This is a genomic window from Streptomyces sp. NPDC086077 (assembly GCF_040686175.1).
GTDB lineage: Bacteria > Actinomycetota > Actinomycetes > Streptomycetales > Streptomycetaceae > Streptomyces.
Map to the genome: position 1 here is coordinate 1 of NZ_JBFBJT010000187.1, position 12,097 is coordinate 12,097.

Here is a 12,097-nt window from a genome sequence, read left to right on the forward strand (position 1 = left end):
CCGAGGAGGAGGTGGCGCTGCGGCTCGGCGAGTGGGAGTGGGTGCCGGACGGACTGGCGGCGTACCACCGCCTGGAGGCGCAACGGCGCTGAGCGTACCCCGCGAGGCGATCCGGATAGGGTCGTGCGCGTGATCGAACTCGCGCGAAACGTCCGGCTCTGGTTCGGGCCCCAGCGGATCCGGGAGGAGGGCACCACCCCCGACTACCGGTTCTCGCTGGCGAACGAGCGCACGTTCCTGGCCTGGCTGCGCACCGCGCTCGCGCTGATCGGCGGCGGGTTCGCGGTGGACCAGTTCCTGCCGGACCTCAGATGGGGCTGGCGGGTCGGGCTGGCGCTCGCCCTGCTCGGGGCGGGCGTGCTGTGCTCCCTGCGGGCGGTCGACCACTGGATGCGCTGCGAGCGCGCGATGCGCCGGGGCGAGGATCTGCCGGTGTCCCGTTTCCCGGCGCTGCTGAGCGTCGTCGTCGCGGTGGTGGCGGTGGCGATGGTGGTCTTGGTGCTCGTGGGATGGGACGGGTGAGTGCCCCCGTCGCCCCGGAGCGGGACCCCGGGCTCCAGCCGGAGCGGACCCGGCTCGCCTGGCGGCGGACGACACTCTCCGGCACGGTCGCCGCGGTGCTCGCGGCGCGCACGGCCCTGCACGGCGGCCCCTCGGCGCCCCGCATCCTCGCCTGCGCGCTGTGCTGCGCCCTCTGGCTGGGCCTCCTCCTGGTCGCCCACGCCCGCATCCGCACCCTCACGGCACCAGGCCACCCCCCGGCCCTCACCCCCCGGCACGCCACCGCGGCCACCCTGTGCACGGTGGCCCTGGCGGTCAGCGCGTCGGCGCTGATGTTCTGACCGAGCCGGTCACCGGCCCGGCCGCCACACCGACAGCCACCGCCGACGCCCGCCCCTCCGGGGAACTCGTACGCCACGAAGGCACGGATGCCCGGATATGCCCGATCCCCGTGGCAGCCTTTCGGTCGTCCACCACCCGCACCCGAAGGTGAGCGCCATGACCACCCTGCACGAGGAACACTCCGCCCACACGCACACCCACGGCCCCGCCTGCGGGCACGCCGAGGTCCCGCACGGCGACCACATCGACTACGCCCACGACGGCCACCTGCACCGCGCGCACGACGGCCACTGGGACGAGTGCGAGCCCAGCGGGCACAACGCCCACGCCGGCCACGACCATCGGCACGCCGAGGGCTGCGGCCATGCGCGGGTGCAGCACGGCGACCACGTGGACTACCTCCACGACGGCCACCGGCACGCCGAGCACGACGGGCACTGGGACGACCACTGAGACCGGGCCGCCCCCGGCCCGCAAGGAGTCCCCGGCAGCTCCCCGCCTCCCGCGCGGGGAGCTGCCGGCCTGTCGTGGCGCCGATCACGTTCGCCCGCCCCTCTGGACGGCATACCGACCGGTCGGCATCATTGGACGGGTCACGTTCACACATCCGTAGGAGCGACGATGGCTTCCGACCACCCGCCAGGCCTCGATCCCGACCGGCTGCGCGGCCTGCTCGACCGTGAGCGGCCCGGTCTGGTGCGCGGCCCGCTGACCGGCCGGCTGATCGAGGGCGGACGGTCGAACCTCACCTACGCGGTCTCCGACGGCGACTCCCGGTGGGTCGTGCGCCGGCCCCCGCTCGGTCACGTCCTGGCCACCGCTCACGACATGAGGCGCGAGCACCGGGTGATCAGCGCCCTCGGGCAGACGAAGGTTCCGGTACCGCGCACACTGCTGCTGTGCGAGGACGAGGAGGTCCTCGGGGCGCCGTTCTACGTCATGGAGTTCGTGCCCGGCACGCCGTACCGCACCACCGACCAGCTCGCCCCGCTCGGTCCCGAGCGCACCCGCGAGGTGGTCCTCTCCCTGGTGGACACCCTGGTCGAGCTGCACGCGGTGGACCCCGAGGAGGTCGGTCTCGGCGACTTCGGTCGCCCCGAGGGCTTCCTGGACCGCCAGCTGCGCCGCTGGGGCAAGCAGCTGGACGCCTCCCGCAACCGCGACCTCACCGGCATCGACGAGCTGCACGCGGCCCTCGGCCGGGCCCTGCCCACCTCCCCCGCCCCGGCCGTCGTACACGGCGACTTCCGCCTCGACAACGTCCTGGTGGGCGCCGGCGACACCATCAACGCGGTCCTGGACTGGGAGATGTCCACGCTCGGTGACCCGCTGACCGACCTGGGCCTGCTGGTGATGTACAGCATGCCGCTCGGCATGCCGAAGTCGCCGGTCTCCACCACCGCCGAGGCCCCGGGGCACCCGAGCCCGGCCGAGCTGGTCGAACGGTACGCGGCCCGCTCCGGCCGCGACGTCTCCGCGGTCGCCTGGTACACGGCGTTCGCCTGGTTCAAGCTCGCCGTGATCCTGGAGGGCATCCACTACCGCTACACCCTGGGCCAGACGGTCGGCCGCGGCTTCGACCGCATCGGCGATCTCGTTCCCGTCTTCATCGAGCACGGTCTCACCACACTGCAGAAAGGCTGACCGGCATGGACTTCGCGTTCGACGCACGCACCGAGGAACTGCGCGCCAAGCTGCTCGCCTTCATGGACGAGTACGTGTACCCGGCCGAGGCCGTGGCCGAGGAGCAGCGGGCCGCGCTCGCCTCCCCCTGGGACACCCCGGCGGTCGTCGGGGAGCTGAAGGCCGAGGCCCGCAGCCAGGGCCTGTGGAACCTCTTCCTGCCCGACGCCGAGCACGGCGCCGGTCTCACCAACCTCCAGTACGCCCCGCTGGCCGAGATCACCGGCCGCTCCCCGCACCTCGCGCCCACGGCGACGAACTGTGCCGCGCCGGACACCGGGAACATGGAGGTGCTCGCGCAGTTCGGCGACGACGCGCAGAAGAAGCAGTGGCTGGAGCCGCTGCTCGCCGGTGAGATCCGGTCGGCCTTCGCGATGACCGAGCCCGACGTGGCCTCCTCGGACGCCACCAACATCACCACACACATCGAGCGGGACGGCGACGAGTACGTCATCACCGGCCGCAAGTGGTACATCTCCGGGGCGATGAACCCGGACTGCAAGATCTTCATCGTGATGGGCAAGACCGACCCGGACGGGCCGGACATCCGCCGCCAGCAGTCCATGGTCCTGGTCCCGCGCGACACCCCGGGCGTGACGGTCAAGCGGGCGATGCAGGTCTTCGGCTACGAGGACCACTCCCACGGCGGCCACGCCGAGGTGGTCTTCGACCAGGCGCGCGTGCCGGTCTCCCACCTCGTCGGCGAGGAGGGCGGCGGCTTCGCCATCGCCCAGGCCCGGCTCGGCCCCGGCCGGATACACCACTGCATGCGGCTGATCGGCATGGCGGAGCGGGCGATCGAGCTGATGTGCAGGCGCGCGGTGTCGCGCGAGGCGTTCGGCAAGCCGCTGGCCGGGCAGGGCGTGGTGCACAACTGGATCGCGGACGCCCGGGTGGCCGTCGAGCAGATGCGCCTGCTGGTCCTGAAGACCGCCTGGATGATGGACACGGTCGGCAACAGGGGTGCCCACACCGAGATCCAGGCCATCAAGATCGCCACACCGCGCACGGTCGTCGGCATCCTCGACAAGGCGATCCAGCTGTACGGCGCGGGCGGTGTGAGCCAGGACTTCCCGCTGGCCGAGCTGTACGCCGGCGCGCGCACGCTGATGATCGCGGACGGCCCGGACGAGGTGCACCAGCGGTCGCTGGCACGGCGGGAGCTGAAGAAGTACCTGTGAGCCCGTGCGTGAGGGGCGGTTGCCCATGGCGACCGCCCCTTACCGTGCCTCGCTACGGCCGGAGTGCCCGCAGCAGCAGGTCGGCCAGGTGGTCTGCGACCTGCTGGGGGCTCATCGGCCCGTCGGGGCGGTACCAGGTCGACAGATGGTGGACGGACCCGAAGTGGTAGTCCACCACCAGGTCGGCCGGGGTCGCCGTGGAGAAGACGCCGGCCTGCTGGCCCTCCTCGATGAGCGCGCGGAAGCGCTCGTGGTAGCGCCTGCGCTCCGCGCGGACCTGCTTGTTCTTCTCCGGGCTCAGATGGTGCATCGACCTGAAGAAGATCATCGCGTCGTCGAGGTTCTCGATGGTCGTCACCACGACGTCGGCGGCGGCGTTCCGCACCCGCTTCTCGACCGGCTCGTCGGCGTCCGCGAGCGCGTCCAGGCGTTCCTGCTGGACGCGCAGCACGCGCGCGTACACCTCGTGCAGCAGATCGTCCTTCGAGCCGAAGTAGTGATACAGGGCTCCCTTGGTGACGCCCGCCGCCTCGACGATCTCCTGCACCGAGGTGCGGTCGTAGCCCTGCTCCGCGAAGAGCCGGGTGGCGGCGGCCAGCAGCCGCTGCGGCACAGGCGTCCCGTCCGTGTCCGTCGTCCTGGGCACTGCCGCCACCTGCCTTCCGTGATGTCCTACTGACTTTCCCGCGAACGAGAACGCAACTCCCGCCGGAGGATCTTCCCACTCGCCGTCTTCGGCAGGTCCGGCAGGATCTCCACCAGCCGCGGGTACTTGTAGGCGGCCAGTCTCTCCCTGCAGTACGCCGCGAGTTCGTCCGGGCCCGGTGCGGCACCCGGACGGAGGCTGATGTAGGCCTTGACAGTCTCGCCCCGGTAGCCGTCGGGCACCCCGACGACGGCGGCCTCGCGCACCGCCGGATGGGTGTGGAGCACGTCCTCGACCTCGCGCGGCCAGACCTTGAAGCCGGACGCGTTGATCATGTCCTTCTTGCGGTCGACCACGTACAGCCAGCCCTCGGCGTCCATGAACCCGATGTCCCCGGTGCGCAGTTCGCCGCCGGGGAACGTCTCATCGGTGGCGTCGGGCCGCCGCCAGTAGCCGGGCACGACCTGCGGGCCCCGTACGACGATCTCGCCCTGTTCCCCGAACGGCACCTCCGAACCCTCGTCGTCGACGATCCGCACGACGGTGTCGGGGCCGGGCACGCCCACGGCCAGCGTCCCCGAGGCCGGGTCGACGGGCGCCTCCCGGCCGGGCGGCACGGCGGCGCACGGCGCGGTGCACTCGGTGAGCCCGTAGCCGTTGCGGATGTACGGTCCGAAACCGGCCCGGAACTTCTCCACCAGCGCGGGCGGCAGCGGCGCACCGCCGGAGGAGATGATCCGGAACGACGAGAAGTGGTCGCGGGTGACGGACGGGTGGGCGGCCAGCGCCATGAAGGCGGTCGACGGCCCGACCGTGTAGTGCGGCCGGTGCTCGGCGAACGCGTCCAGCACGACGCCCGCCTCGAAGCGGTACGCCAGGACCAGCGTGCCCGCGCTGTTCAGGCACGCCCCGAGCTGGCAGACCATCCCGGTGATGTGGAAGAGCGGCGCCATCGCGAAGTACACCGGCGCCTCGGGCAGCCCCAGCCCGGTCCGCTGCCGCTCGGCGTTGTACATGATGTTGCCGTGCGTGTTGGTGGCCCCCTTGGGGGTGCCGCTGGTGCCGGAGGTGTAGCTGATCAGCGCGATGTCGTCCGGGCTCGGCAGACGACCCTCCGCCGCCTTGCCGCCCGCCCGTGCGACGGCGGTCAGGTCGTCGGTGTCGTCGGCCCGCGTGGCCCGCTCGAAGGTCAGCACCCGCGCGTCACCCCGCGTCTGGAAGTCCAGCTCGCAGGCGGTGAGCACGACCCGCACCGGCGAGCCGGCCACGGTCTCGCGCAGATACGACTCCCAGGCCCGGTCGGAGCAGATCAGCGCGGCCACCCCGCCGTCCCGCAGGACATGGCCGACCTCGCCCGACTTGTACATCGGGTTGACCGGCACGACCACCGCGCCCGCCTTCCAGGCGCCCAGCACGGCGAGCACGAAGTGCGGCGAGTTCTGCAGCAGCACGGCGACGCGGTCGCCCCGCGCCACGCCCCGCTCGGCGAGGTGCCCGGCGACGGAGTCGCTCAGCTCGTCGGCCTCGCGGTAGCTCAGCCGTCCGTCGAAGTAGGCGAGGAAGGTCCGATCCGGTGCCTCGCCGGCGACCCGGCGCAGAACGTGCACCAGTGAGTCGTCGGGGCTGACGGGCGCCCGCTGGGCCTCGTCGAGCAGCGCCAGCCAGGGCTTGGCCGCGTAGTGGGAGCGGGTCACGGGGCCGCCTCCCACTTCTGCTGGATGTGGTTCATGCTGGTCAGCCAGCGGTCCGGATGGGCGGCCCGGGCCTCGTAGTACGCGGCGACCTCGGGGTGCGGCAGGATCAGGAAGCGGTCCTCCTCGATCCCCTCGAACAGCGCGTCCGCGACGGCCGCGGGCTCGATCGCGGTCGGCACCAGCACCAGGTCACCCGCGCTGCCGGTGGCGGCGAGCATGTCGGTGCGCACGCCCTGCGGGCAGATGGCGTGCACCATCACCCCCCGGTGGCGGTAGGTGAGGGAGAGCCACTCGGCGAAGGCGTAGGCGCCGTGCTTGGTGACGCTGTAGGGGGCGGCGCCGATCATGGTGAGCAGCCCGGCGGCCGACACGGTGGACACGAATCGCCCGCTGCCACGCTCCAGCCAGTCGGGGAGCAGCGCGTGGGCGGCACGCACGTGCGCCATGACGTTGACGTCCCAGGCCAGTTGCCAGACCTCCTCGGGGGCCGCCTCGGAACCGCCGGAGCCGACCCCGGCGTTGGCGCAGTAGACGTCCACCGCACCACCGAGCGCGTCCCTGGCCTCGGCGACGATCGCGGAGGCGTCGCCGGGGACGGCGATGCCGCCGATCTCGTCGGCGACGGCCTCGGCCTTGTCCGCGTCGAGGTCGTTGACCACCACCCGGCCCCCCTCGGCGGCGAAGCGCCGGGCCAGTGCGGCCCCGATCCCGCCTCCTGCACCGGTGACGACCACTCCGGCACCCTGCACGGCTCCCACCATCGGTTCGGTCTCCTTCGACGCGCCTCGGCTCTGCCCTCGCGCGGTCAGACTAACCGGTCGGTATGTTGTGGCGGAAGGGCGACGCGGGAGCCTAAGTCCGGCCCGGTTCGTTCCCGTGGTGGGCGGAGGCGCGCTAGCGTGCGTGAGCATGACACCCGCCGCGATCACGGAGGCCCTCGTATGAAGCTGTCCAGACGCAGCCTGCTCGCCACCACCACCGCAGCGGTCGCGGCGTCGGGGGTCCCGGCGGCGGCCGCACCCGCAGCAGGCGGCGACCGCCGGTTGCGTACTGGGTTCGAGCGCCTCGCCGCCGGGGGCTACGACCTCCTCGACGGCGACCGCGTCGGCATCGTCACCAACCCGACCGGCATCACCAGGGACGTACGCCACATCGTCGACGTGATGCACGCCGACGACAGGGTGGACGTCACCGCCGTCTTCGGCCCGGAGCACGGTTTCCGCGGCACCGCGCAGGCCGGCGGCTCCGAGGGCCGCTACGACGACCCGGCGACCGGCCTGCCCGTCTACGACACCTACCAGACGAGCGGCCAGCCGCTGGCCGACATCTTCACGGCCTCCGGCGTGGACACGATCGTCTTCGACATCCAGGACGTGGGCGCGCGCTTCTACACCTACATCTGGACTTTGTACGACTGCATGGAGGCGGCCCGCCTGGCGGGCAAGCGCGTCGTCGTGCTGGACCGGCCGAACCCGATGACCGGCGTGTCGGCCGAAGGGCCGGTGCTGCACAAGGAGTTCGCCACCTTCGTGGGGCGGCAGCCGATCTCGCAGGCGCACGGCATGACGGTGGCGGAGCTGGCGCTGCTGTTCAACGAGGAGTTCCTGACCTCTCCGGTGTCCCTGGACACCGTCCGCCTGAGCGGGTGGCGGCGCTCGGACTTCTACGACGCCTCCGGGCTGCCGTGGGTGCCGCCGAGCCCCAACATGCCGACACCCGAGACCGCCCTGGTCTACGCGGGCACGTGCCTCTTCGAGGGCACGAACCTCTCCGAGGGCCGGGGCACCACCCGCCCCTTCGAACTGCTCGGGGCGGAGGGCATCGACCGCGGCTGGGCGGCGGCCGTGAGCGAACTCGGCCTGCCGGGCGTGCACTTCCGGGAGGCGTACTTCGCGCCCACCTTCTCCAAGTTCCAGGGCCGCACCATCGGTGGCGTACAGCTGCACGTGCACGACCGGGCGGCGTTCGACCCCGTGCGCACCGGGATCGCCCTGCTGATCACCGCCAAGCGGACCTGGAGCGGCTTCGCCTGGCGGTCGGACAACTGGATCGACAGGCTCACCGGCTCCACGCTCGTCCGCACGATGATCGACGCCGGGGCGGGCACCGACGACGTGGTGGCGGGCTGGGAGCAGGAGCTGGCGGCGTTCCGCAGGACGCGGCGGCAGTACCTCCTCTACCGCTGAGCCGGACGGCGGCGGGCCTCGTGGCAGGGCCCGCCGCGCACCGGTCGTCGGGCGCGCTCCGTCGGCCCGGGGGCGGGGGACGGCGACTCGTCGACCGGCAGGTCGGCGGTGAGCGCCGCGAAGAGGTATCCGCCGAGGGCGGGTTCGAACGCGGCCTTCACCATGAGCGACCACCAGGCGTTCACGTCCCCGATCGCGTCGGCGTGCGCGCAGGTGTGGTCACCGGGTCGGTCACGGAGAGCTGTCGACCACCTTCGGCAGCTTCGGCAGGACGGCCTCCGCCCGCAGGTCGGTCGGTGAGGCCCGCCTCGGCCATCGCCCGGACCGGCGAGGCCGGTGTGACCCCGCCGCGTACTCGCCGGGGAAGTGGCGGCCGCTGCCGAAGGCGGCGATGTCGGCGTCGATGCCGACGACCTGGGCGTTCACGTCGGTGAGGGCCCGGCGGCTCCGCTCGCCGTCGGCGGTGACGCCGTCGATCTGCGGCCGGAGATCGGCCTCGCTGCAGGGTGCGTCGCGCCAGAGTTCCTGCTCCGGGCCCTGGTTGGCGGCCGCGCCGCCCGTGAAGGCGGTCGGCCGCCCGCGTCCGACGTTCCGGAAGACGTCCATCAGCCACAGCCGGCCCTCGGCCGCCGCGTGACCGGCGCCGAACCCCGTGCCGCAGCGGGTGGTACCGGTGAGGTGCGGCACACCCGTCCTCCAGGGTGGCGTTGCCGCCGCTCGGGAAAGCGGGGACAAAAGACCGGCAATCAGGACGCATACGGAAGCCGACTTCAGGAACCCGTGGGCTCTGTGGGGAGTTCTCAGTCTGTCGAGCGCGACACGTCACTTTTGCGGGTCGCAACGACCGCCCGGGAGTGGCTGTCCTCACGGGGAGGGAAGCGGATGGAGCCGAATCGCTGGTCGATACGTCTATTCGGCGACGTCCGTACGACGACGCCGAAGTGACCGAAGTACAGGTGCAGGTGTGACGGAGGTGCAGGGCGATGGCCGGTTTCCGGAGTCTGGCGAGACAGGTACGCGACCCCCGATGCGACCTGGCGCTGCGGCGCTACTCGCTGCGCAAGTGCCTTGAGCGATTCGCCCCCTACGGGCACAGGGCGACCTGGGACCACTTGTGCACCCGGGCCGGGTTCGGCCCGGAGGACCGTTCTCCCGACCCTGCGCGGCTCGTGGCCGCGTTGGACGAGCTGGAGGCGGCCCGAGCGGTGTGGCTGGCCTACGAGGTCGAGTTCGCCGAGCGCCGCAAGAAAGAGAAGCACGACGGGCTGCGCCGGCCCGGCACGGTGGACGACTGGCACCGGCTGACCTGGGGCGGTTTCGGGGTCGCCTGGTGCGACGACCCCGAGGTGCACCCGGCGGAGCCGCTCGCGGAGGTGCTGCGGCAGATCATCGCAGCGCTGGAGCGCGAGCCCGGCTCGGCGTGCCCCGTGTGTGACGGGGAGCGCCTGCGCTGGAAGTACGACCTGGATCACGAGCCCTCGTCGGGCCCGGTCTGCACGGACTGCGGAATTCTCGTCCCGCGCCCCGTGCTCACGCCCGAGGCCCTGGCGTACGCCAGGCGCGAACGACTGCTGATGTCCGCCTGAGACGCCATGAGTGCCACGGCCACGGGAGCAACGGGGGTGTACGTGGCGGGCCATGTGCCGTCCGCCGCGGACCGGCTGGGGGTGCGCAGGGGATGCCGCACCCCCTGAACGGCGAACGACCCGGTACGCGGCGGATGCCGGCGGATGTCCCGGCACGCGCGCGCGACAGGTGGTGCCTGGCACCATCGAGGCCTGACCACCGGCGCCTGGGCCGAGCCCGATCCGGCGGCCCGGCTGAAGCGCGTGCGCGACTGGACCGTGCTGCCCGACCACGCGTCGGTCAACTGGCACGAGCCGGGCGCCGAGGAACTGGCCGCCGCGTTGCTCGACGCCGGGGTGGGCGTCGAGGCGGGGATCTGGTCCGGGACTGACGGGGCGGCACGGTTCGCACGCTCGCCGCTCGGGCCGAGGGTGCTGCGGGTGCTCGCGGAGGTGATCGAGGAACTGGGGCTGACCGGGCGGCTGGCGGGCGGCAAGGCGGACAGGGTCAAGGCGGTGCGGCTGCGTGGCGAGTTGTCGCAAGGGATCGTCTGCCGGCCGAAGGCGCTGGCGGACGTCGATCTGGCGGCCGCGGCGGCGGACGGCACGGACTTCGCGGAGCGGCTCGGCATCACCAAGTGGGTGCCACCGGTACCGCCCACGATGAACGGCGACGTCGAGTCGGCGCCCGAGCTGCTGCCCTGGGTCGACATCGAGAACGTCCAGCGCCACCCGGACATCTTCAGGCCGGGCGAGCCCGTCGTGCTGACCGAGAAGCTGCACGGTTCGGCCTGCCTCGTGACGTACGTCGCCGGCGAGGACCGGGTGTACGTCTCCTCCAAGGGCTTCGGGGCGAAGTCGCTGGCCCTGAAGGAGGACCCGCGCAACCTCTACTGGCGCGCGGTGCGCGGGCACGGCGTCGCGGAGGCCGCGGCACGGCTCGCCCGGCGGCTGGGGGCGCGCCGGGTCGGGATCTTCGGCGAGGTGTACGGCGCGGGGGTGCAGGACCTGACGTACGGTGCGGACGGGCGGCGCGACACGCTGGGGTACGCCGTGTTCGACGTGTCCGCGGAGATCGACGGCCAGGTGCGCTGGCTGGACGCGGAGCAACTGCTGGGCGGAGAGCTGCCGTCGGTGCCGCGTCTGTTCACCGGGCCGTACGACATCGCCCGCGTACTGGAGTTCGCCTCCGGCCGCGAGACGGTGTCCGGTCGGGACCCTGCACCTGCGCGAGGGCGTGGTGATCCGCCCGGCGACGGAGCGCTACAGCCCGGTGACCGGCGGCCGGGCGGTGGCCAAGGCGGTGAGCCCCGGCGTATCTGACCCGGAAGGGCGGGACCGAGTACGAGTGAGCGGCGGGCGGTCGGCGGGGCGGGCGCGAGCGCGGCCCCGCCGGGCGACCCTCCCCCGCTAGCAGCACTCCTCGGGCTCCGGCTGCTGCCCCCGCCCCCGCGACGCCCGCCGCTGCCCGCCGGGCGGGCGTTCCACCAGGAGGCGGGAGCCCGAGAGATGTTCGCCGAAGACGTCGTCGGGGTTGGACAGGACGCAGGTGGCCAGGGAGAGGCAGCCGCAGCCGATGCACTCCGTGAGGTGGTCGCGGAGCCGGTTGAGCTGCTTGATCCGCTGGTCCAGCTCCGAACGCCAGGCCTCGGACAGGCGGGCCCAGTCGTCCCGGGTGGGCGTGCGCTCCTCGGGCAGCTCGGCGAGCGCCTCGCGGATGGTGGCCAGCGGGATGCCGACACGCTGGGCGGCGCGGACGAAGGCGACGCGGCGCAGCGTGTCCCGGGTGTAGCGGCGCTGGTTGCCCGGGGTGCGGCGGCTGCTGATCAGCCCCTTGGCCTCGTAGAAGTGCAGGGCGGAGACGGCGGCGCCGCTGCGCGCGGCGAGCTGGCCGACCGTGAGCTCGTGGATCTTCTCGGGAATCTGGGGCACCTCTCGAAGCCTACCCAGTCGCCGACGGCCCGGGTCCGTTGACAGCGGCCCCGGACGGCACCATGCTAAGCAGTTGCTTAGACATTGCAGTCGCCACGCGAGAGGCCGGGACATGGCAGAGCCGAGGATCTTCACGTCAGCCGACGAGCTGAAGGCGGCGGTGGGCGAGCAACTGGGGTACACCGACTGGCTGGAGGTCGACCAGAAGCGGATCGACCTGTTCGCCGAGGCCACCGGCGACCATCAGTGGATCCACGTCGACCCGGAGAAGGCCGCCGCCGGCCCCTTCGGCACGACGATCGCGCACGGCTACCTCACGCTCTCCCTGCTGCCGCTCTTCGGCCCGCAGCTGATCGGCGTCGAGGGC

At 72.5% G+C, this 12,097-nt stretch carries 14 protein-coding genes and 3 pseudogenes; 11 read left to right on the plus strand and 6 right to left on the minus strand.

Annotation, left to right across the window (positions count from 1 at the left end; translation table 11 throughout):
• The 6 genes and pseudogenes from AB0O67_RS33320 to AB0O67_RS33345 all read left to right on the plus strand — a co-directional run.
• Window positions 1-92, plus strand: a pseudogene (locus tag AB0O67_RS33320) (NUDIX hydrolase); the annotation flags it as partial.
• Window positions 93-129: 37 nt separating this feature from the next.
• Entirely contained in the window at window positions 130-522 is a 393-nt protein-coding gene (locus AB0O67_RS33325; protein WP_365458445.1) for a DUF202 domain-containing protein, read from the plus strand.
• A complete protein-coding gene (locus tag AB0O67_RS33330) occupies window positions 510-842 on the plus strand; it encodes a DUF202 domain-containing protein (protein ID WP_365458448.1) in 333 nt (110 codons plus the stop codon). Before AB0O67_RS33325 ends, AB0O67_RS33330 begins: the two co-directional genes overlap by 13 nt.
• Window positions 843-999: 157 nt before the next feature.
• Window positions 1,000-1,296: a hypothetical protein gene (locus tag AB0O67_RS33335; RefSeq protein ID WP_365458451.1), complete on the plus strand. Its 297-nt coding sequence runs from the start codon at window positions 1,000-1,002 to the stop codon at window positions 1,294-1,296.
• Between the two features lie 168 nt (window positions 1,297-1,464).
• Complete coding sequence (locus tag AB0O67_RS33340; protein WP_365458454.1) at window positions 1,465-2,487, plus strand: phosphotransferase family protein; 1,023 nt, start codon at window positions 1,465-1,467, stop codon at window positions 2,485-2,487.
• Window positions 2,488-2,492: 5 nt separating this feature from the next.
• A complete protein-coding gene (locus AB0O67_RS33345) occupies window positions 2,493-3,707 on the plus strand; it encodes an acyl-CoA dehydrogenase family protein (protein WP_365458457.1) in 1,215 nt (404 codons plus the stop codon).
• 52 nt (window positions 3,708-3,759) lie between these two features.
• Here AB0O67_RS33345 and AB0O67_RS33350 read toward each other — a convergent pair whose 3' ends face one another.
• From AB0O67_RS33350 to AB0O67_RS33360, 3 genes are read right to left on the minus strand one after another with little or no spacing between them, the layout of a single operon-like run.
• Complete coding sequence (locus AB0O67_RS33350) at window positions 3,760-4,353, minus strand: TetR/AcrR family transcriptional regulator (RefSeq protein ID WP_365458460.1); 594 nt, start codon at window positions 4,351-4,353, stop codon at window positions 3,760-3,762.
• Between the two features lie 26 nt (window positions 4,354-4,379).
• Window positions 4,380-6,047, minus strand: a complete 1,668-nt coding sequence (locus AB0O67_RS33355) for an AMP-binding protein (protein WP_365458463.1) — start codon at window positions 6,045-6,047, stop codon at window positions 4,380-4,382.
• Window positions 6,044-6,808 (minus strand): SDR family oxidoreductase, encoded by a 765-nt coding sequence (locus AB0O67_RS33360; protein ID WP_365458466.1) that lies wholly within the window; start codon window positions 6,806-6,808, stop codon window positions 6,044-6,046. Before AB0O67_RS33360 ends, AB0O67_RS33355 begins: the two co-directional genes overlap by 4 nt.
• 180 nt (window positions 6,809-6,988) lie before the next feature.
• Here AB0O67_RS33360 and AB0O67_RS33365 point away from each other — a divergent pair, with 180 nt between their 5' ends.
• Window positions 6,989-8,233, plus strand: coding sequence for a DUF1343 domain-containing protein (locus AB0O67_RS33365; RefSeq protein WP_365458469.1), 1,245 nt, complete (start codon window positions 6,989-6,991; stop codon window positions 8,231-8,233).
• On the opposite strand, the gene AB0O67_RS33370 is transcribed toward AB0O67_RS33365, so the two are convergent.
• Window positions 8,224-8,418, minus strand: coding sequence for a hypothetical protein (locus AB0O67_RS33370; RefSeq protein ID WP_365458472.1), 195 nt, complete (start codon window positions 8,416-8,418; stop codon window positions 8,224-8,226). The genes AB0O67_RS33365 and AB0O67_RS33370 overlap by 10 nt on opposite strands.
• 46 nt (window positions 8,419-8,464) lie before the next feature.
• The gene (locus AB0O67_RS33375) at window positions 8,465-9,037 is read right to left on the minus strand and encodes a penicillin acylase family protein (RefSeq protein ID WP_365458484.1); all 573 of its coding nucleotides are present in this window, start codon (window positions 9,035-9,037) and stop codon (window positions 8,465-8,467) included.
• Window positions 9,038-9,216: 179 nt separating this feature from the next.
• On the opposite strand from AB0O67_RS33375, the gene AB0O67_RS33380 reads away from it, so the two are divergent.
• The 3 genes and pseudogenes from AB0O67_RS33380 to AB0O67_RS33390 all read left to right on the plus strand — a co-directional run.
• Complete coding sequence (locus tag AB0O67_RS33380; protein ID WP_365458475.1) at window positions 9,217-9,819, plus strand: hypothetical protein; 603 nt, start codon at window positions 9,217-9,219, stop codon at window positions 9,817-9,819.
• 189 nt (window positions 9,820-10,008) lie between these two features.
• Window positions 10,009-10,254: pseudogene (locus tag AB0O67_RS33385) on the plus strand (hypothetical protein); the annotation flags it as partial.
• Window positions 10,252-11,150, plus strand: a pseudogene (locus tag AB0O67_RS33390) (RNA ligase (ATP)); the annotation flags it as partial. The pseudogenes AB0O67_RS33385 and AB0O67_RS33390, both read left to right, overlap by 3 nt.
• Before the next feature lie 58 nt (window positions 11,151-11,208).
• Here AB0O67_RS33390 and soxR read toward each other — a convergent pair.
• A complete protein-coding gene (gene soxR / locus AB0O67_RS33395; protein ID WP_365458478.1) occupies window positions 11,209-11,730 on the minus strand; it encodes a redox-sensitive transcriptional activator SoxR in 522 nt (173 codons plus the stop codon).
• A gap of 112 nt (window positions 11,731-11,842) precedes the next feature.
• Here soxR and AB0O67_RS33400 point away from each other — a divergent pair.
• Window positions 11,843-12,097, plus strand: a 255-nt coding sequence (locus AB0O67_RS33400) for a MaoC family dehydratase (RefSeq protein WP_365458481.1), incomplete at its 3' end; no start/stop codon positions are given.

Excerpts from the sequence above, each read along its gene's own strand:
- AB0O67_RS33345 (WP_365458457.1), top strand. The coding sequence starts at position 2,493 with ATGGACTTCGCGTTCGACGCACGCACCGAGGAACTGCGCGCCAAGCTG.
- AB0O67_RS33335 (WP_365458451.1), top strand. The coding sequence starts at position 1,000 with ATGACCACCCTGCACGAGGAACACTCCGCCCACACGCACACCCACGGC.
- AB0O67_RS33340 (WP_365458454.1), top strand. The coding sequence starts at position 1,465 with ATGGCTTCCGACCACCCGCCAGGCCTCGATCCCGACCGGCTGCGCGGC.
- AB0O67_RS33330 (WP_365458448.1), top strand. The coding sequence starts at position 510 with ATGGGACGGGTGAGTGCCCCCGTCGCCCCGGAGCGGGACCCCGGGCTC.
- AB0O67_RS33365 (WP_365458469.1), top strand. The coding sequence starts at position 6,989 with ATGAAGCTGTCCAGACGCAGCCTGCTCGCCACCACCACCGCAGCGGTC.
- AB0O67_RS33360 (WP_365458466.1), bottom strand. The coding sequence starts at position 6,808 with ATGGTGGGAGCCGTGCAGGGTGCCGGAGTGGTCGTCACCGGTGCAGGA.
- AB0O67_RS33380 (WP_365458475.1), top strand. The coding sequence starts at position 9,217 with ATGGCCGGTTTCCGGAGTCTGGCGAGACAGGTACGCGACCCCCGATGC.